Source organism: Enterococcus sp. AAFC-DPL-5182, from assembly GCF_058216605.1.
The window spans coordinates 3,205,378-3,227,557 of the sequence record NZ_CM177101.1 but is presented as its reverse complement, the minus strand read 5'-3'; the positions used below and the strand labels follow the sequence as shown (position 1 = coordinate 3,227,557).

Annotated in this window: 13 protein-coding genes and 2 rRNA genes; 14 read left to right on the top strand and 1 reads right to left on the bottom strand. The window is 40.8% G+C overall.

The window, feature by feature from the left end; all coding sequences use genetic code 11:
* Positions 1–6 precede the first annotated feature (6 nt).
* Positions 7–987: an L-lactate dehydrogenase gene (locus tag AC4BB7_RS15195; RefSeq protein ID WP_086314348.1), complete on the bottom strand. Its 981-nt coding sequence runs from the start codon at positions 985–987 to the stop codon at positions 7–9.
* 348 nt (positions 988–1,335) lie between these two features.
* On the opposite strand from AC4BB7_RS15195, the gene pth reads away from it, so the two are divergent.
* The 14 genes from pth to AC4BB7_RS15125 all read left to right on the top strand — a co-directional run bounded on the left by pth (position 1,336) and on the right by AC4BB7_RS15125 (position 22,172).
* Positions 1,336–1,902: an aminoacyl-tRNA hydrolase gene (gene pth, locus AC4BB7_RS15190; protein ID WP_086314347.1), complete on the top strand. Its 567-nt coding sequence runs from the start codon at positions 1,336–1,338 to the stop codon at positions 1,900–1,902.
* A gap of 51 nt (positions 1,903–1,953) precedes the next feature.
* Positions 1,954–5,469 carry a transcription-repair coupling factor gene (mfd, locus tag AC4BB7_RS15185; protein WP_490485159.1) on the top strand — a complete coding sequence of 1,172 codons (3,516 nt, stop codon included), beginning with the start codon at positions 1,954–1,956 and terminating at the stop codon, positions 5,467–5,469.
* Positions 5,470–5,661: 192 nt separating this feature from the next.
* Complete coding sequence (locus AC4BB7_RS15180) at positions 5,662–7,245, top strand: putative polysaccharide biosynthesis protein (RefSeq protein WP_490483562.1); 1,584 nt, start codon at positions 5,662–5,664, stop codon at positions 7,243–7,245.
* A 5-nt stretch (positions 7,246–7,250) separates the two neighbouring features.
* Positions 7,251–7,526 (top strand): RNA-binding S4 domain-containing protein, encoded by a 276-nt coding sequence (locus AC4BB7_RS15175; protein WP_086314345.1) that lies wholly within the window; start codon positions 7,251–7,253, stop codon positions 7,524–7,526.
* Positions 7,527–7,589: 63 nt separating this feature from the next.
* Entirely contained in the window at positions 7,590–8,051 is a 462-nt protein-coding gene (locus tag AC4BB7_RS15170; RefSeq protein WP_086314344.1) for an FtsB family cell division protein, read from the top strand.
* Between the two features lie 43 nt (positions 8,052–8,094).
* Positions 8,095–8,568 (top strand): S1 domain-containing RNA-binding protein, encoded by a 474-nt coding sequence (locus tag AC4BB7_RS15165; RefSeq protein WP_025873388.1) that lies wholly within the window; start codon positions 8,095–8,097, stop codon positions 8,566–8,568.
* 98 nt (positions 8,569–8,666) lie between these two features.
* Complete coding sequence (gene tilS / locus AC4BB7_RS15160) at positions 8,667–10,049, top strand: tRNA lysidine(34) synthetase TilS (RefSeq protein ID WP_490483561.1); 1,383 nt, start codon at positions 8,667–8,669, stop codon at positions 10,047–10,049.
* A gap of 201 nt (positions 10,050–10,250) precedes the next feature.
* The gene (hpt, locus tag AC4BB7_RS15155) at positions 10,251–10,796 is read left to right on the top strand and encodes a hypoxanthine phosphoribosyltransferase (protein WP_086314342.1); all 546 of its coding nucleotides are present in this window, start codon (positions 10,251–10,253) and stop codon (positions 10,794–10,796) included.
* A 100-nt stretch (positions 10,797–10,896) separates the two neighbouring features.
* Positions 10,897–13,059 (top strand): ATP-dependent zinc metalloprotease FtsH, encoded by a 2,163-nt coding sequence (gene ftsH / locus AC4BB7_RS15150; RefSeq protein WP_086314341.1) that lies wholly within the window; start codon positions 10,897–10,899, stop codon positions 13,057–13,059.
* A 132-nt stretch (positions 13,060–13,191) separates the two neighbouring features.
* Positions 13,192–14,088, top strand: a complete 897-nt coding sequence (gene hslO / locus AC4BB7_RS15145; RefSeq protein WP_010772279.1) for an Hsp33 family molecular chaperone HslO — start codon at positions 13,192–13,194, stop codon at positions 14,086–14,088.
* Between the two features lie 12 nt (positions 14,089–14,100).
* Positions 14,101–15,105, top strand: coding sequence for a tRNA dihydrouridine synthase DusB (dusB, locus tag AC4BB7_RS15140; RefSeq protein WP_490483560.1), 1,005 nt, complete (start codon positions 14,101–14,103; stop codon positions 15,103–15,105).
* Positions 15,106–15,199: 94 nt separating this feature from the next.
* Positions 15,200–16,696, top strand: coding sequence for a lysine--tRNA ligase (gene lysS / locus AC4BB7_RS15135; protein ID WP_490483559.1), 1,497 nt, complete (start codon positions 15,200–15,202; stop codon positions 16,694–16,696).
* Positions 16,697–17,416: 720 nt separating this feature from the next.
* Positions 17,417–18,977 (top strand): 16S ribosomal RNA (locus tag AC4BB7_RS15130).
* 283 nt (positions 18,978–19,260) lie between these two features.
* Positions 19,261–22,172, top strand: a 23S ribosomal RNA gene (locus tag AC4BB7_RS15125).
* Together the 16S and 23S rRNA genes form the textbook arrangement of a ribosomal RNA operon.
* Positions 22,173–22,180 lie beyond the last annotated feature (8 nt).

The window sequence follows — 22,180 nt, the reverse complement described above, 5'->3', positions numbered from 1 at the left end:
TTTAGATTAATTACTTTCAGCTTCAAATTTCTCAAATGCTGATTTAATGACTTCTTTCAAGGCATTAGCAGAAGCATTCATACGATCTTTTTCTGAATCTGTCAGTGGGATTTCAATGACTTGCTTGATTCCTTGACGGTTAATCACAGCTGGTGCGCCGATGTAGATATCGTTTTGTCCATATTCACCATCTAAGTAAACAGAAAGTGGGAAGACAGAATCTTCATCATCTAAGATTGCTTTAGTTATCCGAGCAAGAGCAGCAGCGATTCCATAGAATGTTGCACCTTTTTTCTCAATGATCGAATAGGCTGCATCTCTTACATTGAAGAATAGATTGACCATCGCTTCTTCATCAACTTCTGGGTTATTTTTGACCCATTCATAGATTTGTAATCCAGCAACATTGGCATGTGACCAAACTGGAAATTCTGTATCACCATGTTCGCCTAAAATATAAGCATGTACGTTACGGGCATCTACATCAACTAATTCCGCGATTGCTTGACGGAAACGAGCGGAATCTAATGAAGTTCCAGAGCCGATAACACGTTCCTTTGGAAATCCTGAGAATTTCCATGTAGAATAAGTTAAAATATCAACTGGGTTCGCAGCAACTAAGAAAATCCCGCTAAAGCCAGAATCAACAATTGCAGTAACGATTTGTTTGTTGATCTTTAAGTTTTTATGAACTAAATCGATTCTTGTTTCGCCAGGTTTTTGTGCAGCGCCTGCGGTCAACACAACAAGGTCAGCATCGTGACAGTCATCATAAGTAGCTGCATAAATCTTTTTAGGGGAAGTAAACGCTAATGCATGAGATAAATCAGCAGCGTCTCCTTCGGTTTTCTTTGTATCTATATCAATAATACCAACTTCTTGAGCAATATTTTGAGTGACTAAGGCAAAAGCATAACTAGATCCGACAGCGCCATCTCCAACTAAAATTACTTTTTGGTGGTCTTTATTTCCAACTGCTGCAGTCATGTGTATCATTCCTTTCAGATAATTGTTTTATCACAATGATAATACCATCGTTTGTGATGTTTGTCACGTTTTTTGTTTTTTATATTAATACAGTTTTTAGGGGTGTTTCATAAGAAAACTCTTTCATGTGCGTTCTTTCACTATTTATGATCTTAGCAATTTTTTTCCTCTTAAAACGAGTAAATGAACCTTACGGGTTTTTTAAGAATTTAAAAGGGACGGCAAATACTTGTTTTATGGTATAATTATAAAAAAACTGGGCAAGGGATTCTCCTGCCCAGATATTTTGTGTTGGAGAATGAATAAATGGTGGTAAAGAGCACCTCTTATTAAGGAGACTATAAATAAATGAAAATGATCGTCGGATTAGGTAATCCAGGAAGCAAATACCAAGAAACAAAACATAATATCGGTTTTATCACCGTTGATGAAATCGCTCATCGTTATAATGCAACGTTTAATAAAAGTCAATTTGAAGCGGATATCGCTGAATTTTTTATAGGAACAGAAAAAATCATGTTGGTCAAACCTCTTACATTTATGAATGAATCTGGTCGTTCAGTAGGTCCTTTAATGACCTATTATGGGATAGAAGATACGGAATTGATTGTTATTTATGATGACCTAGATTTAGAAATCGGCAAAATTCGTTTACGTGGAAAAGGGAGCGCTGGCGGACATAATGGTATGAAGAGCTTGATAGCACATCTAGGAACAAATGTGTTTCCAAGAATCAAGATTGGTATCGGTCGCCCAATTGGTAGCAACACAGTCGTTCATCATGTATTAACTGGTTTTCCTAAAGACCAGCATGAAGAGATTTTGCTTGCAGTTAAAAATGCAGCAGATGCAGCGATCTATGCTTGTGAGGGACACACATTTGTTGACACAATGAATCAATTTAATGGGAAGTAATCAGAATAAAGAGTATAGAAGGAGGAGCCTGACGTGAACATCGTGGAACGAATTGGTGCAAGTGAATTAGCCCAAAATTGGCAAAAGCAACTAACAGCAAATACCCGCCAGTTGATTACAGGTTTAGCTGGTTCTGCTAAAACATTAGTTATGACTAGCGGGTTCAAGGAAAAAAATAAAAAAATCGTCGTGGCTGTTCCAAATCTTTATTATGGAAATCAGTTAGTGGAAGATTTTCGTAATATCTTATCAGATGAAGAGGTTTATCTATTTCCTGTGGACGAAGTATTATCTGCAGAAATGGCTTTTTCTTCACCAGAAGCAAGAGCGGAAAGAGTAGCTGCGCTTAATTTCCTTTTGACCGATCAAGCAGGAATCATTGTAGTTCCTGTAGCAGGTCTGAGAAAATATTTACCAAGCAAGCAAACATGGCAACAAGCGCAGCTTCATTGGGAGATCGGTGGAGAAATCGAGCTCGATACTTTAGCGCAGCAATTAGTTTTAATGGGGTATGAACGGCAATCATTAGTCGGCAAGCCTGGTGATTTTAGTATTCGCGGAAGCATCGTCGATGTTTATCCACTAAATGCAGAATATCCGGTCAGAGCAGAGTTATTTGATATCGAAATTGATTCTTTGCGTTATTTTGAAGCAGATACCCAACGGTCTGTTGGCGCTATTGAATCTGTGACGCTTTCGCCAATGACAGATCTCGTATTTTCAAAAGAAGATCTGATCCATGGTGAAAAAGAACTGACAAAAGCACTAGCAAAAAGAATGGCGATCGCTAAAGATACGACCGAAAAAGAATTTCTTCAAGATTACTTTGGACAGCTATCGACATCGTGGAGTCAAGGGATTCCTACTGATACAGCCCATTATTACACAGACCTTTTATATGAAACTAAAACGACCTTACTTGATTATTTATCTGAAGACAGTTTAATTTTCATTGATGATTATGCGCGTATTTTAGAAGCTGAACGTGAAATTATTCGTGAAGAAAACGAGTGGCAAGTTCTCAAATTAGAAGAAATGCGCGTCTTTCCAGAGCAGACATTTGGCTTGGAATTCCATGAACAAGTAAGAAAAATGACATTTGCAACAACCTTTTTTTCGTTATTCCAAAAAGGAATGGGAAATCTACGTTTTCAAGCAATTCATAATTTTCAGTATCGTTCAATGCAGCAATTCTTCGGTCAAATGCCACTATTAAAAACAGAAATGGATCGTTGGCAAAAACAAGATCAGACAGTTGTGGTTTTTGTACCAACGAAAGAACGAAGTCAAAAAGTCGAAGAGTTGTTTCGTGATTTTGACATTTCAAGTGTAACGGCATCTGAAGAGAAATTAATTGAAGGGAAAATTCAAATCGTCGAAGGCTCATTGCAGTCTGGTTTTGAATTGCCAGTCGAAAAAATCGTTGCCATCACAGAAAAAGAAATTTTCCATACTACAACGAAAAAAAGAGCAAGACGCCAAACCGTTTCGAATGCAGAACGACTAAAAAGCTATAGTGATCTGAAAAATGGAGATTATGTTGTTCATGCAAACCACGGAATCGGTAAATATATTGGTATGCAGACATTGGAAGTTGACGGCGTTCATCAAGATTACATCACAATTTTATATCAAAATGATGATAAGCTATTTATTCCTGTTACCCAGCTGAACTTGATCCAAAAATTCGTAGCTTCTGAAGCCAAATCGCCTAAAGTAAACAAATTAGGCGGCAGTGAATGGAGTAAGACCAAACGCAAAGTTTCTTCTAAAATCGAAGATATTGCGGATGATTTGATTCAACTTTATGCTTCAAGAGAATCAGAAAAAGGCTACGCTTTTCCGCCAGATGATGCATACCAAAAGGAATTTGAAGATGCTTTTCCCTATAGTGAAACAGATGATCAGCTACGTAGTACGGCTGAAATTAAACATGACATGGAAAAAACAAGACCAATGGATCGTTTACTAGTCGGTGATGTGGGCTATGGGAAAACAGAAGTCGCTTTGCGTGCTGCTTTTAAAGCAATCAATAACAATAAACAAGTTGCTTTTTTAGTTCCTACGACTATTTTAGCGCAGCAACATTACGAAACGATGCTTGATCGTTTTGAGGGTTTTCCTGTGGAAGTAGGCTTGTTGAGCCGATTTAGAACGAAAAAACAACAAAATGAAACGATCGAAAAAATCAAACATGGTCAAGTGGACATTGTAGTAGGGACTCACCGATTGCTTTCCCAAGATGTGAAGTTCAGTGATTTAGGGTTATTAGTTATCGATGAAGAACAACGTTTTGGTGTGAAGCATAAAGAACGTCTAAAACAACTTCGGGCCCAGGTTGATGTTTTAACGTTGACGGCAACACCGATCCCGAGAACGCTGCATATGTCAATGCTTGGGGTTCGTGATCTTTCGGTTATTGAGACACCACCGGAAAATCGTTATCCAATTCAAACTTATGTTATGGAGAACAATCCAGGCGCAATCAGAGAAGCGATCGAAAGAGAAATGGCTCGTGATGGACAAGTCTTTTATCTCTACAATCGAGTGGATACGATCGAGCAAAAAGTCGAAGAAATCCAAGCATTAGTACCAGATGCCAGAATTGCTTACGCGCATGGTCAGATGACTGAAGTTCAATTGGAAAACACCTTATTTGATTTTATTGAACGTCAATATGATGTTTTAGTTACGACAACCATCATTGAAACAGGCGTAGATATTCCAAACGCCAATACGTTATTTGTAGAAAATGCTGATTACATGGGATTATCGACTTTGTACCAATTGCGAGGCCGAGTTGGTCGAAGTAATCGAGTTGCATATGCTTACTTTATGTATGAGCAGCAAAAGATTTTGAATGAAGTGAGTGAAAAGCGTTTAGAAGCAATCAAAGACTTTACTGAGTTGGGTTCAGGATTTAAAATTGCGATGCGGGATTTATCGATTCGTGGGGCGGGAAACTTATTAGGCGCCCAACAGCATGGCTTTATCGATTCAGTTGGATTTGACATGTACTCACAAATGCTTTCAGAGGCTGTTGCCCGCAAGCAAGGGAAAAACATTCAGGATCAAAAAACATCTGTTGAGATCGACTTGGGTATTGATGCTTATTTACCAACAAGTTATATTTCAGACGAACGTCAAAAAATTGAGATTTATAAACGAATTCGTCAGTTAGAAAATATGGATATGTACGATGAACTAGAATCAGATCTCCTTGATCGTTTTGGTGAATACCCAGATGAAGTGGCCCACTTATTGACGACGGGACAAATCAAAATGGACGGTGATCGTGCGTTGCTGGAAACAATTCGTAAAAGACAGCAAGAAATTACATTTACCTTGAGTAAAATCGGTACAAAAACCTATAGTGTAGAACAATTATTTGAGGCACTAGCTCAGACTCAGCTAAAAGCAGATCTTGCTGTCGAGAATGAAAAAATGTCCGTTCGTTTAAAAGTACCAAAAGATATGAAAGAAGCTGCTTGGCTACAAGAAGTAGCATCCTTTACTACAGCTTTAAGACAAGAAAAATACAAGACGGCAGCTGTTGAGGAAGAGTGAGTTGAATGTATCTAGCTTTACGGGCTAGCACTATGCTCTGCTTCGATCTCAACAATTCCTAAGAGCTAAAGCTCTAAGGATTGAAGGTCTTCGGAAAAAAGATAAAATATGAATGAGGTAAAAGACACCTCAGTCTTATTTTTCTGTCAGAGCTGGGCGAGCTCATTCAGCTTTAAAATAGGAGGTCAACCAATGGCACACAAAGAAATGCGATCGATGATGCAAGGTGCAGCTATTTTAACTATTGCATCATTTATTGCCAAAGTGCTGAGTGCAGTTTATCGGGTGCCTTTTCAAAACTTAGTTGGTGATGAAGGATTTTATGTTTACCAGCAAGTTTATCCAATCTATGGTATTGCGATGACTTTAGCGTTATCGGGGTTGCCGCAGTTTATTTCAAAAATCGTAGCAGAGCAACCTGATATTAGTGGACAGAAGAAGGTGTTACAGCAACTCTTTCCGTTTGTCTTTATGATCGCGAGTTTGTGTTGGGCATTTTTCTTTTTCGGGAGCCATGAAATAGCCTTTATGATGGGCGATGCTCAACTGGCTACTTTGATCCAAGTGGTCTCTTTTACATTCTTATTAGTGCCCATATTATCCTTTTATCGCGGTAATTTTCAAGGACATCTAATGATGATTCCCAGTGCGGTTTCACAAGTGATGGAGCAACTTGTTCGAGTAGGTGTGATTTTGGTTGCAGCTTATTCTTTTAGTCGGTTTGGTTGGTCTGTTTATCAAACTGGCACGATTGCTATGGGTGGAGCTTTATTTGGTGGTATCGTTGCTGCAGGAATTCTTTGGTATTATGATCGGAAAATTCGAGTAGGAAGTTCAGCGTACTTGACCCAGTGGAAAGCTGAAAAAAGCTCAGGAAAATTATTTGGACGTTTACTAGTTGAAGGTGGAATGGTCTCTTTATATAGTGCCTTCTTGATTCTTTTTCAATTAATCGATTCCTTTTTTGTGAAAAACACCTTAGTTGCAGCAGGTATCAGTGATTCAGCGGCCAAAATCGATAAAGGGGTGTACGATCGTGGTCAGCCCTTGGTTCAATTGGGGTTAGTTGTTGCGTTAGCACTAAGTTCAAGTTTTTTACCAGCTTTGACAAAGTATTTCATGAGTCAAGAGCAAGGAAGATTTTTACAAGCCGCTAAAATATTCTTACGTTTGACCACAACGATTGCAGCAGCAGCTTCAATAGGGTTGATGTTATTGCTCCCTTATATAAATTTTGCTTTGTTTAAAGATTATAACGGGAATGGTGTTTTAGGTGTGTATGTTTGTTCCATTGCATTTATGGCAGTCATTCAAGCTTATCAAAGTATTCTACAAAGCCGTAACCAATTTTTTGTATCTATGCTTTCAGCTGGAATTGGATTGTTAGTCAAGTTGTTCTTAACTAGCCCCCTAACGTATACCTGGGGAACGCTTGGTACTAGTGTGTCAACGATTGCAGGGTTAGTGGTTACCTTATTTATATTGATACTTTTTTCAAAAAAAGAAATTAATCGCTTCGCTATAGAGAATCATTTCTCTAGAAAATTAATGATTAGTTTAGGAATGATGGGAATTGTGTTATTCTGTTATCAGGGTGTCATTGCAATTTTCTTAGGGACTGTCGAACATCGTGGACAGGCCTTAGTCGTTGCTTTAGTGGGAGTCTTGGTTGGTGGTGCTACATTTGTTTTCACCATTATTAAAATAAAATTATTTACGGTTCGGGAATGGCTGACATTACCGTTTGGAGCGAAAATATTAAGAATGAAGAGGTAAGGTTTATGCGCTTAGACAAATTTTTAAAAGTTTCACGTATCATTAAGAGAAGACCTGTCGCTAAAGAAGTTGCTGATAAAGGAAGAATTCAAATCAATGGAATTCTCGCAAAATCATCAAGCAATGTGAAAATTGGTGATCAAGTTAGAATTCAGTTTGGAAACAAAATCTTAGAAATCGAAGTACTTGAGCTTCGTGATTCAACGAAAAAAGAAGATGCAGAAAAGATGTATCAGATTGTTTCAGAGAAAAGAGTCGAAAATAGTGACAATTTAGATTAGACAAGCTTCTTAGATGTTGGTATAATGAGACAGACAAACCAAAAAACGAGTGGAGCGGAAAACATGGGCAAAAAGAAAAAAGACATGGAAAAAGTTGCTGCATTAGATAATGAGTATACAAAAGAACAGTATGCCGAATTTCAAAAACAGCAAAAGCAGTTGATTTTCAGGCGTCGACGTCTGGCGGTTGTTTTTCTCGTGGCGTTTGTGATTTTTATTGTTTCAGGTATCCAGTTAGTGAAGGACTACCAGCAACTGAATGCTTTCAAAGAACAGCAAGCACAAGCTGTAGCTGAATCTGGCGAAGCAGATAAGAAATTAAGTCGTTTAGAACAAGATGTTGCTCTTTTGAGAGATGACGATTACGTGGCGAAGTTAGCCCGTAGCCGCTATTATGTCTCCAAAGAAGGCGAACAAATCTACAACATTCCGGAGTTAGGCGGAACGACTAGCTCAAGTAATGAACAAAAATCATCAGATAGTCAATCACAGTCTCATTCATCTGAAAAACAATCAGGCGAATAACTGCAGATATAATAGGGTAAATAATAGGAGGAACATTTTTTTTATGTCAATTGAAGTAGGAGCGAAGTTGCCAGGAAAAGTGTCTGGTATCACTAATTTTGGTGCCTTCATCGATTTAGGTGAAGGAAAAACAGGGTTGGTTCACATTAGTGAAGTATCAAATGGATTCGTAAAAGATATCCATGATGTATTGACCGTAGGGGATGAAGTGACTGTAAAAGTTACCTCAGTCGGTGATGATGGGAAAGTAGGCTTGTCGATTCGCAAAGCGCAAGAACAAGCAGCAGAACCCAAGCGTGAATATCAACGTCGTGATAACAATGAGCATCAAGGAAATCGCGATCGCAACTCACGTCCAGCGCCTAAAAAACAATTTACAAGAGCGCAACCAATGAATTCAAAACAAGATTTTGATTCATTGATGAGTTCATTTTTAAAAGATAGTGATGATCGTTTAACTTCATTAAAACGTAACACTGAAGGCAAACGTGGTGGACGCGGCGGACGCCGTAACTAACGAATGAATAAATAACTGAAGCTGAGCGAAAGCTCGGCTTTTATGTTTGGTGCATTTTTTATGAGAGTCTATAAACTAAGATACAAAGAGGTGAGTAGATGTTTCAAACATTTTACGATCATTGTAAAAGAAACGATTATTGGCTACCAAACCAAAAAATTTTATTGGCTATTTCTGGTGGCGTTGATTCAATGGTATTGTTGGAGTTAATGCGGACTGCTGCTAAAAAAGATCAACTAACATTAGTAGTAGCTCATATTGATCACCAATTGCGGACGGAATCAGCAGCAGAAGCTAGTTATCTGAAAAACTATTGTGAGAAACTAGAAATACCATACTACAGTAAAGTATGGGGAGAAGCAGATAAATCCCAGAATACCGAAGCACGTGCACGTAGATTCCGCTATGACTTTTTTTCTGAAATCATGGCGCAAGATGGAATTCCCGTTCTTATGACGGCACATCACAGTGACGATCAAGCTGAAACGATTTTGATGAAGCTTACGAGAGGAAGTGTGCTATCTAATTTAGTTGGAATTAGAAAGAAGCAGTCGTTTGGAACAGGGGAATTGATTCGCCCCTTCTTAATTTTTTCCAAAGAAGAAGTGCGACAGTTCGCAGAAAAAACGGGAATTGTGTATTTTGAAGATCAGACTAACCAGAGTGATGCTTACATGAGAAATCGCTTGAGACATCAGGTTATTCCAGTTTTGAAAAAAGAAAATCCAAAATTTTTGGAACACATGGCAAGTTTTAGTGAACAGGTTACATTAGCTGATGAACTCATACAGACAGTGATAGAACCAAAATATGATCGGTGGGTAGAAAAGACAACAGATGGCTGGGTGATTCAATTATCCGAGTTGAAACGAGAAAAAAGAAGTATCCAAACTTTTTTCCTAATAGATTTGTTTCAACGAACGATCATACCAGAAGGTGTGGCAATCAGTCAGTTACAGATTAAACAACTGATAAATATGTTTGATCAGTCAGCACCTCAGTTATCCATGGATATTGCGCAAGGATGGCAAGTTGTAAAAGAATACAATAAGTTTCATCTGACAAAAAAAGAATCAACTTATGAAGGGGAAACGACTTATTTAGATGTAAATCAACATGTTTTTCTTTCTGAAAATGAATGGTTAGCTCTAGAAAAAGTAGAAGAGACACTCGAATTACCTGAAACCGTAAAAGGTTGGACAGAATATTCTCTGCTTATAAGCGGACAAATACCATTACCGCTAACGATTCGTCATCGTCAAAATGGAGATAGAATTTCGCTTACATCAAGCTTGACTAAAAGATTAAATCGTTTTTTTATTGATAGAAAAATCCCTAATTCTAGCAGAGAAAAAGCTTGGGTCGTTCTTTCTGCTGAAGGTGAGATTATTTGGGTTCCAAAATTTGTAAATTCATATTTGAGTATTCCTAAAGAAACTGATAAAATACTCTACAGGCTCCTTTATAAAATAAAAGAGTAAAACCAAAAATTACTTTTATTCAAAGAAGCAAAATAACATAAAATAATAACTAAGGACCTCAAAGGAGAAAGAAAGCCGTTGCTCTTGCGAATTTATTCGCTTAAAGCAAGGGACACTACACTAGCGTTTCGATCGCATCAACTTCTAAGTGCTCCAGCACTAAGAGTTGCAGGACGGACCTTAAAGGAAAAGGAGAGCAATATGTTAGAGAACGATATTAAACAAGTTTTGATCACGAAGGAACAAATTCTTGAAAAATCAGTTGAACTCGGGAAACAACTAACAGAAGATTATAAAGGGAAAAATCCTTTAGTGATCGGTATTTTGAAGGGTGCAATACCTTTTATGGCTGATATCACACGCTGTATTGATACTCATTTAGAAATGGATTTTATGGCTGTATCTAGTTATGGAAACGCAACAGTGTCATCTGGCGAAGTGAAGATCATCAAAGATCTAGATACAAATGTTGAAGGTCGTGATATCTTGATTGTAGAAGATATCATCGATAGCGGACGCACGTTGGCTTATCTAGTTGATCTTTTTAAATATAGAAAAGCAGCATCTGTGAAAATTGTCACGTTGTTAGACAAACCAGAAGGTCGTGTTGTTGATATCGTCGCAGACTATGTTGGTTTCGATGTACCCAATGAGTTTGTTGTAGGGTATGGTTTGGATTATGCAGAAGCCTATCGGAATCTCCCTTATGTAGGCGTATTGAAACCAGAAATCTACGAATCAAATTAATATCTCTCTTAGATTTAGTTATGTTACAATGTAATGGTCAGAATTGATAAAAAATAAACCGTAAAATTAAATTACGCACAGTAGTCAAAGGAGGACAGGCATGAATAAAAAGAATAGCGGCATGAAAAATGGCCTTTATTATGTATTACTGATTTTGGCGATGGTCATGGTTGTTTATTTCATCTTTGGAAATAACAATCCCCAGTCACCAGATATCGAATACTCAACCTTCAGTACCCAGTTAGACGAAGGTAAAGTGAAAGAACTGACGATTCAACCAACCAATGGTGTGTATAAAATCACAGGTCAGTACAAAGAAAAACAAGAAATTAAAAATACTGGTGGTCTTTCATTATGGGGATCGACAGAAGTTTCTACAAAAGCATTTACTACGCTTGTCTTACCAAGCGATATCACATTATCTGGTATCCAAGAGTTAGCCAAAGACAATAATGTGAAACTTACAGTGAAAGAACAATCATCAAGCGGTGCTTGGCTTTCGATCTTGTTTAGTTTCTTACCGATCGTATTGTTCATCTTCTTATTCTATATGATGATGGGACAACAAGGCGGCGGTGGCGGTGGCGGCGGCCGTGTTATGAACTTTGGTAAATCAAAAGCCAAAGAAGCAGACAAAAAAGCGAACCGCGTACGCTTCTCTGATGTAGCAGGAGCGGAAGAAGAAAAACAAGAACTAGTGGAAGTGGTCGAGTTCTTAAAAGATCCTCGCCGTTTCGTTGAATTAGGTGCAAGAATTCCTGCTGGTGTTCTATTAGAAGGACCTCCAGGAACCGGTAAAACATTACTTGCTAAAGCCGTTGCCGGTGAAGCAGGCGTACCTTTTTATTCTATCTCAGGTTCAGACTTCGTTGAAATGTTCGTCGGTGTCGGTGCGAGCCGTGTCCGTGACTTATTTGAAACAGCGAAGAAAAATGCTCCAGCGATCATCTTTATCGATGAAATCGATGCAGTAGGTCGTCAACGTGGTGCTGGTATGGGTGGCGGACACGATGAACGTGAACAAACTCTTAACCAATTGTTAGTTGAAATGGATGGATTTGATGGCAACGAAGGCGTAATCGTCGTAGCTGCAACAAACCGTTCAGACGTGTTAGACCCAGCGTTATTACGTCCAGGTCGTTTTGACCGTCAAATTTTAGTTGGTCGTCCTGATGTTAAAGGTCGTGAAGCGATTCTTAAAGTTCATGCTCGTAACAAACCGTTGGCTGATGACGTTGATTTAAAAGTTGTTGCACAACAAACACCAGGTTTTGCTGGTGCTGATTTAGAAAACGTATTGAACGAAGCTGCATTAGTTGCTGCTCGTCGTAATAAAAAGAAAATTGATGCATCCGATGTGGATGAAGCAGAAGATCGTGTAATCGCAGGACCTGCGAAAAAAGATCGTGTAATCAACAAAAAAGAACGCGAAATGGTTGCTTACCACGAAGCTGGACATACAATTGTTGGTTTAGTCTTAAGCCGTGCTCGTATCGTTCATAAAGTGACGATCATCCCTCGTGGACGTGCTGGCGGTTACATGATTGCTTTACCAAAAGAAGATCAATTCTTGATGACCAAAGAAGACATGTTTGAACAAATCGTTGGATTACTTGGTGGACGTACAGCGGAAGAAATTATTTTCGATGTTCAATCAACAGGTGCATCTAATGACTTTGAACAAGCAACAGGTATTGCCCGTAGCATGGTAACTGAATATGGAATGAGCGACAAATTAGGTCCTGTTCAATATGAAGGGAACCATCAAGTCTTTGTTGGCCGTGACTATGGTCAAACGAAAGCATATTCTGAGCAAGTAGCATTTGAAATCGATCAAGAAGTACGTCGTATCTTGATGGAAGCTCATGATAAAGCACGTGAAATCATTGAATCTCACCGTGCTCAACACAAACTAATTGCAGAAAAACTGTTAGAGTATGAAACATTAGATGCTCGCAGCATCAAGTCATTGTTTGAAGAAGGCGTTATGCCCCAAGATGTTATCGACAGCCAATTCCCTAGTGAAAAAGCTCAAACATTTGAAGAAGCAAAACGTGCATTAGAAGAAAAAGATGCGCAAAGACAAGCAGAAGAAAAACAAGACTTTGAAGATGCAAAAAAAGAACTACATGACGAAGCAGAAGAAGTAAAAGCGGACAGCGAAAAAACAGAAGAAAAAGTTCAGTCAGAAACTAAATCTGATGATGAACGTAAAAATGATTCTGAATATGACCGTAATAACTTTGACGATCGTTACAAATAAAACATTTAGAGCATCCCTTTTACGGGGTGCTCTTTTCTTCAAGTTGAAATTATTTAGTTGAAAAAATAGCTAAATCCTAGTATTATCTGATAATGAGTCAAAAAACGAAGCAAGTGAGAAGAGGAAAATAAAATGGAAGATTACTTAGTAAAAGCATTATGTTATGAAGGATCAATTCGCGCTTATGCAGTTTGCGCAACAAATACAATATCAGAAGCACAAAAACGTCACGATACATGGAGTTCGTCAACTGCAGCATTAGGTAGAACAATGGTTGGTGCGCTATTATTAGGTGCTACTTTAAAAGGCGATGATAAGCTAACTGTAAAAGTCCAAGGTAACGGACCAGCAGGAGGAATCGTGGTTGATAGCGATGGTAGTGGGAATACTAAAGGATACATAAAAAATCCTCATGTTAGTTTAACGTTGAATGAAAGTGGCAAAATCGATGTCCGTGGTGCTGTGGGAACTGAAGGGATTTTCACTGTAATCAAAGATTTAGGCTTGAAAGAAACATTTTCAGGGCAAACACCAATCGTTTCTGGTGAAATCGGTGAGGATTTTACCTACTTTATGGCTGTTTCAGAACAAATTCCATCTGCAATCGGTTTGAGTGTTTTAGTTGATACAGATGAAAGTGTAAAAGCTGCTGGCGGTTTTATGATCCAAGTCATGCCTGGAGCCGATGAAAAAACGATCGACTTTATCGAACAACGTTTGCAGGAAGTACCAATGATTTCTCGCTTGATTGATGAAGGGGAATCACCAGAAGGGATATTAGAACGTCTACTTGGCAAAGATGAAATTGAAATCTTAGAAAAAATGCCTGTTCAATTTAAATGTAACTGCTCAAAAGAAAAATTTGGCACAGCAATCATTGCAGTTGGTCTAGATGAAATCAATGCGATGATCGAAGAAGACCACGGAGCAGAAGCGGTTTGTCAATTCTGTGGTAACAAATATCACTATAGTGAAGAGGATTTAATTGAACTACGAGATGAAGCAATCAAAAATACGCGTGAAAAGTAGGAGAGATGCACTATGTGGAAAATAGGAAATGTCGAAATTCCAAATCGTGTTGTAGTAGCCCCGATGGCGGGGATTAGCAATGCTGCTTTTCGTGTAACGGTCAAAGAATTTGGTGCAGGCCTTGTTGTCTGTGAAATGATCAGTGACAAAGGCATACAGCAAAGAAATCAAAAAACATTAGATATGCTCTATATAGATGAGAAAGAATACCCGTTAAGTGTACAGATTTTCGGTGGAGACAAAGAAAACTTGGTGGAAGCAGCAAAATTTGTAGAAGAAAATACAAAAGCTGCAATCATCGACATCAACATGGGCTGTCCTGTAAATAAAGTGATCAAAGCAGAAGCTGGCGCTAAATGGCTATTAGATCCGAACAAAGTTTATGAAATGGTAGATGCCGTTTCTTCTGCGATTGATTTGCCCGTTACGGTAAAAATGAGAACTGGCTGGGATGAAGAACACTTATTTGCAGTTGAAAATGCGTTAGCTGCTGAAAAAGCAGGAGCCTCAGCTATTGCAATGCATGGGCGTACAAGAGTTCAAATGTATGAAGGGCAAGCAAATTGGGATGTTTTAAAAGAAGTGAAACAACATCTAACGATTCCTTTTATGGGAAATGGGGATGTACGCACACCAGAAGATGCCAAACGTATGTTAGAGTATGTGGGGGCGGATGGTGTGATGATCGGTAGAGCTGCTTTAGGAAACCCTTGGATGATTCAACGTACAAAACAATACCTTGAAACAGGAGAGCTAATGCCAGAACCGACTCCACGTGAAAAAATCGAAACGGCTAAAGTTCATTTACAACGACTAGTTGATTTAAAAGGTGAAAAAATTGCGACAAGAGAATTCCGTCAACATGCTGCGTACTATCTTAAAGGTATTCCGCGTGCTGCAAAAGTGAAAGCTGCAATCAATCAAGCAGAATCCCAACAAGCGATGGTTGATCTGTTAGAAGCCTTCGAAGAAAAAGCAGAAAAACATGCAGAAAAAGAAGCAATCGAAATAATCTAATAAAAAAAGCAGGCTGAAACAGAAATTCGGCTTGCTTTTTTTTGTTTCAATGTGGCATTATAAGGGTATGTGATTTCAGAATGGAGGAAATACAGTGGCAGATGAACAACAAGCGCATCAAGAAGATCTGAATGATCAAATGCTTGTGCGTCGTGAAAAAATGGAAAACTTACGTGAAGAAGGGATCGATCCTTTCGGGAAGCGTTTTGACCGAACACATAATTCAAAAGAATTACATGAACAATTTGACCAACATTCAAAAGAAGAATTAAATGAAATGGATTTATCAGCAAGTGTCGCTGGTCGTATGATGACTAAACGTGGTAAAGGTAAAGCTGGATTTGCTCATTTACAAGATCGTGAAGGACAACTTCAAATCTACGTGCGCAAAGACCAAGTCGGTGATGAAGCATATGAGTTATTTAAGCATGCTGATTTAGGTGATTTCTTTGGTGTAACGGGTCAGATTATGAAAACTGATACAGGCGAAGTGACAGTTAAAGCGAAAACAATTGTTTTGTTAACAAAAGCATTGCGTCCATTACCAGATAAATACCACGGTTTAACAAACATCGAACAACGTTACCGTCAACGCTATTTAGATTTAATTAGTAATAAAGATAGTTTTGACCGTTTCATGAAACGTAGCCAAATCATTAGTGAGATTCGCCGCTACCTTGACAGCAATGGCTATGTAGAAGTGGAAACTCCTGTTTTGCATAATGATGCTGGTGGTGCCGCAGCACGTCCGTTTATTACCCATCATAATGCATTGGATATGGACTTATATTTACGAATCGCTTTGGAATTGCATTTGAAACGCTTGATTGTCGGAGGAATGGAAAAAGTCTACGAAATCGGTCGAGTATTCCGAAATGAAGGAATCGATACAACACATAACCCTGAATTTACTATGCTAGAAGCTTATACTGCTTATACAGATTACAAAGATGTGATGGACCTAACAGAAGGAATCATCCGTAATGCAGCAGAAAAAGTTTTAGGAACAACAACGATCACGTATGATGGGCAAGAAGTTGACTTAGGCTCTGAATTTAGACGTGTACACATGGTTGACGCGATTAAAGAGCAAACAGGTGTTGATTTCTGGAAAGAAATGACTGTTGAGGAAGCTCGTTCTTTAGCAAAAGAACATAATGTAGAAATCAACGATAATATGTCAGTTGGGCACATTTTAAATGAATTCTTTGAAACATTTGTTGAAGAGACACTACAACAGCCAACGTTTGTTTACGGACATCCAGTAGAAGTTTCTCCTTTAGCGAAGAAAAATCCAGAAGATGGTCGTTTTACCGATCGTTTTGAACTATTTATAGTAGGAAAAGAATTTGCCAATGCATTTACTGAGCTAAATGATCCTATCGATCAGCGTGGACGTTTTGAAGACCAAGAAAAAGAACGTGAACAAGGAAATGATGAAGCTCATGGTGTAGATGAAGACTTTATCGAGGCCTTAGAATACGGATTACCGCCAACCGGTGGGCTAGGAATAGGAATTGACCGTTTGGTAATGCTCTTAACAGATGCTCAATCGATTCGTGATGTACTATTATTTCCAACAATGAGATAAAGTATGAAAGAGTAGATTATTTATTGATAATCTACTCTTTTTTATTTTCTGAAAAAATCCAGATAAAAGGTATAAAAACTAACTATTCGAAGTGTTAAAAACGAACAATAAAGAACGAAAGTAATAAAACAATCGGTAACGAAAAAAAGTTTGAAAAAAGTGCAAATTTTAGTTGACCTAAGCGTATAATCTTGGTATATTATATCTTGTCGCAAGGCACTGATGAAACACGCCGAACGATAGGAATAATATAACAATCCAAGTTTGAAAAAAACTTTGGAAATCAGGTGAAAAACTTGTTGACAAACACTGATTAACCTGATAAAATAGTGAAGTTGTCGCAAGAAACACAGACAGCTGAACGAAAAATAGAATAACATTTCAGGTTTTAAAAAAACTTGAAAAATCAGGAAAAAGTTGTTGACAAATAACAAACAACCTGATAAACTAATGAAGTTGTTGTGAAACATTCGATAACATCAAGCAGAAAAAAACTTTGAAACTTTTTAAAAAAAGTGTTGACATCAAATCGAAGATTTGATATGATATAAAAGTTGCTGCGAGGTAACATAGTAGACCTTTGAAAACTGAACAAAGTAAGACGAACCAAATGTGTAGGTTGTTTTTACAACGGTAAAAACAAACAACAATTTTTAACAAAGCGAAGCAATATGCTAGCAAACAAATGAGCTTAACAATCTTCGGATTGTGTTCAACTTTTATTATGAGAGTTTGATCCTGGCTCAGGACGAACGCTGGCGGCGTGCCTAATACATGCAAGTCGAACGCTTCTTTTCTACCGAGTGCTTGCACTCATTTGAAAAGAGGAGTGGCGGACGGGTGAGTAACACGTGGGTAACCTACCCATCAGAGGGGGATAACACTTGGAAACAGGTGCTAATACCGCATAACAGTCGACACCACATGGTGTTGATTTGAAAGACGCTTTCGGGTGTCACTGATGGATGGACCCGCGGTGCATTAGCTAGTTGGTGAGGTAACGGCTCACCAAGGCCATGATGCATAGCCGACCTGAGAGGGTGATCGGCCACACTGGGACTGAGACACGGCCCAGACTCCTACGGGAGGCAGCAGTAGGGAATCTTCGGCAATGGACGAAAGTCTGACCGAGCAACGCCGCGTGAGTGAAGAAGGTTTTCGGATCGTAAAACTCTGTTGTTAGAGAAGAACAAGTAGGAGAGTAACTGCTCTTACCTTGACGGTATCTAACCAGAAAGCCACGGCTAACTACGTGCCAGCAGCCGCGGTAATACGTAGGTGGCAAGCGTTGTCCGGATTTATTGGGCGTAAAGCGAGCGCAGGCGGTTTCTTAAGTCTGATGTGAAAGCCCCCGGCTCAACCGGGGAGGGTCATTGGAAACTGGGAGACTTGAGTGCAGAAGAGGAGAGTGGAATTCCATGTGTAGCGGTGAAATGCGTAGATATATGGAGGAACACCAGTGGCGAAGGCGACTCTCTGGTCTGTAACTGACGCTGAGGCTCGAAAGCGTGGGGAGCAAACAGGATTAGATACCCTGGTAGTCCACGCCGTAAACGATGAGTGCTAAGTGTTGGAGGGTTTCCGCCCTTCAGTGCTGCAGCTAACGCATTAAGCACTCCGCCTGGGGAGTACGACCGCAAGGTTGAAACTCAAAGGAATTGACGGGGGCCCGCACAAGCGGTGGAGCATGTGGTTTAATTCGAAGCAACGCGAAGAACCTTACCAGGTCTTGACATCCTTTGACCACTCTAGAGATAGAGCTTTCCCTTCGGGGACAAAGTGACAGGTGGTGCATGGTTGTCGTCAGCTCGTGTCGTGAGATGTTGGGTTAAGTCCCGCAACGAGCGCAACCCTTATTGTTAGTTGCCATCATTCAGTTGGGCACTCTAGCGAGACTGCCGGTGACAAACCGGAGGAAGGTGGGGATGACGTCAAATCATCATGCCCCTTATGACCTGGGCTACACACGTGCTACAATGGGAAGTACAACGAGTCGCTAGGCCGCGAGGTCATGCAAATCTCTTAAAGCTTCTCTCAGTTCGGATTGTAGGCTGCAACTCGCCTACATGAAGCCGGAATCGCTAGTAATCGCGGATCAGCACGCCGCGGTGAATACGTTCCCGGGCCTTGTACACACCGCCCGTCACACCACGAAAGTTTGTAACACCCGAAGTCGGTGAGGTAACCCTTGTGGAGCCAGCCGCCTAAGGTGGGATAGATGATTGGGGTGAAGTCGTAACAAGGTAGCCGTATCGGAAGGTGCGGCTGGATCACCTCCTTTCTAAGGAATATTACGGAAACTTACACATTCGTCGACACTTTGTTCAGTTTTGAGAGGTTTACTCTTAAAAAAAAAGCGAATCGCTTGATTTTCTTTTTTATATGATTTCTCTCAAACGAATTGTTCATTGAAAACTGGATATTGAAGTAAAAAAGTAATCAAAACAAACCGAGAACACCGCGTTGAATGAGTTTTTTAATTAAAATAGTTCGAATGCTTATTTTATTGGTGACGCCTCTATCGCTAGAGAAACGAACCAAACAAACTGACCGTAAGGTCATAAGGTTAAGTGAATAAGGGCGCACGGTGGATGCCTTGGCATTAGGAGCCGATGAAGGACGGGACTAACACCGATATGCTTTGGGGAGCTGTAAGTGAGCTATGATCCAGAGATTTCCGAATGGGGAAACCCAACATCTTTTATAGGATGTTACTTGCCAGTGAATACATAGCTGGTTAGAGGTAGACGCAGAGAACTGAAACATCTTAGTACCTGCAGGAAGAGAAAGAAAATTCGATTCCCTGAGTAGCGGCGAGCGAAACGGGAAGAGCCCAAACCAACAAGCTTGCTTGTTGGGGTTGTAGGACTCCGTTGTGGTAGTCTGTCAAGATAGTCGAAGAATCTGGAAAGGTTCGCCAAAGTGGGTAATAGCCCCGTAGACGAAATGTTGGCAACACCTAGGAGGATCCTGAGTACGGCGGAACACGAGAAATTCCGTCGGAATCCGCGGGGACCATCCCGCAAGGCTAAATACTCCCTAATGACCGATAGTGAACCAGTACCGTGAGGGAAAGGTGAAAAGCACCCCGGAAGGGGAGTGAAATAGATCCTGAAACCGTGTGCCTACAACAAGTCAAAGCCCGTTAATGGGTAATGGCGTGCCTTTTGTAGAATGAACCGGCGAGTTACGATTGCATGCGAGGTTAAGGTGAAGAGCCGGAGCCGCAGCGAAAGCGAGTCTGAATAGGGCGAATGAGTATGTAGTCGTAGACCCGAAACCATGTGATCTACCCATGGCCAGGTTGAAGGTGTGGTAAAACGCACTGGAGGACCGAACCCACGTACGTTGAAAAGTGCGGGGATGAGCTGTGGGTAGCGGAGAAATTCCAAACGAACTTGGAGATAGCTGGTTCTCTCCGAAATAGCTTTAGGGCTAGCGTCGAAGTTAAGAATGATGGAGGTAGAGCACTGTTTGGACTAGGGGCCCATCTCGGGTTACCGAATTCAGATAAACTCCGAATGCCATTCATTCATATTCGGCAGTCAGACTGCGAGTGATAAGATCCGTAGTCGAAAGGGAAACAGCCCAGACCACCAGCTAAGGTCCCAAAATATATGTTAAGTGGAAAAGGATGTGGGGTTGCACAGACAACTAGGATGTTGGCTCAGAAGCAGCCACCATTTAAAGAGTGCGTAATAGCTCACTAGTCGAGTGACCCTGCGCCGAAAATGTACCGGGGCTAAACATATTACCGAAGCTGTGGATCACACCTCTGGTGTGATGGTAGGAGAGCGTTCTAAGGGCGTTGAAGGTCGATCGTGAGGACGGCTGGAGCGCTTAGAAGTGAGAATGCCGGTATGAGTAGCGAAAGACGGGTGAGAATCCCGTCCACCGTATGACTAAGGTTTCCTGGGGAAGGCTCGTCCGCCCAGGGTTAGTCGGGACCTAAGCCGAGGCCGATAGGCGTAGGCGATGGACAACAGGTTGATATTCCTGTACCAGTTGTTTTTGTTTGAGCAATGGAGGGACGCAGGAGGCTAAGGAATGCATGCGACTGGAAGTGCATGTCCAAGCAGTAAGTCTTGAGTAGAGTCAAATGCTTTACTCTATACGGACAAGCTGTGATGGGGAGGGAAATAATAGTACCGAAGTTCCTGATGTCACACTGTCAAGAAAAGCTTCTAGTGAGAAAACAACTGCCCGTACCGTAAACCGACACAGGTAGTCGAGGAGAGTATCCTAAGGTGAGCGAGCGAACTCTCGTTAAGGAACTCGGCAAAATGACCCCGTAACTTCGGGAGAAGGGGTGCTGACTTCGGTCAGCCGCAGTGAATAGGCCCAAGCGACTGTTTATCAAAAACACAGGTCTCTGCAAAATCGAAAGATGAAGTATAGGGGCTGACGCCTGCCCGGTGCTGGAAGGTTAAGAGGATGGGTTAGCTTCGGCGAAGCTCAGAATTGAAGCCCCAGTAAACGGCGGCCGTAACTATAACGGTCCTAAGGTAGCGAAATTCCTTGTCGGGTAAGTTCCGACCCGCACGAAAGGCGTAACGATTTGGGCACTGTCTCAACGAGAGACTCGGTGAAATTTTAGTACCTGTGAAGATGCAGGTTACCCGCGACAGGACGGAAAGACCCCATGGAGCTTTACTGTAGCTTGATATTGAGTGTTTGTACCACATGTACAGGATAGGTAGGAGCCGATGAACCCGGAACGCTAGTTTCGGTGGAGGCGCTGGTGGGATACTACCCTTGTGTTATGAACCCTCTAACCCGCACCACTTATCGTGGTGGGAGACAGTGTCAGGTGGGCAGTTTGACTGGGGCGGTCGCCTCCTAAAGAGTAACGGAGGCGCCCAAAGGTTCCCTCAGAATGGTTGGAAATCATTCGCAGAGTGTAAAGGCAGAAGGGAGCTTGACTGCGAGACTTACAAGTCGAGCAGGGACGAAAGTCGGGCTTAGTGATCCGGTGGTTCCGCATGGAAGGGCCATCGCTCAACGGATAAAAGCTACCCTGGGGATAACAGGCTTATCTCCCCCAAGAGTCCACATCGACGGGGAGGTTTGGCACCTCGATGTCGGCTCGTCGCATCCTGGGGCTGTAGTCGGTCCCAAGGGTTGGGCTGTTCGCCCATTAAAGCGGCACGCGAGCTGGGTTCAGAACGTCGTGAGACAGTTCGGTCCCTATCCGTCGCGGGCGTTGGAAATTTGAGAGGAGCTGTCCTTAGTACGAGAGGACCGGGATGGACTTACCGCTGGTGTACCAGTTGTTCTGCCAAGGGCATTGCTGGGTAGCTATGTAGGGAAGGGATAAACGCTGAAAGCATCTAAGTGTGAAGCCCACCTCAAGATGAGATTTCCCATTTCTTTAAGAAAGTAAGACCCCTGAGAGATGATCAGGTAGATAGGTTGGAAGTGGAAGTGCAGTGATGTACGGAGCGGACCAATACTAATCGGTCGAGGACTTAACCAAAGAAACGA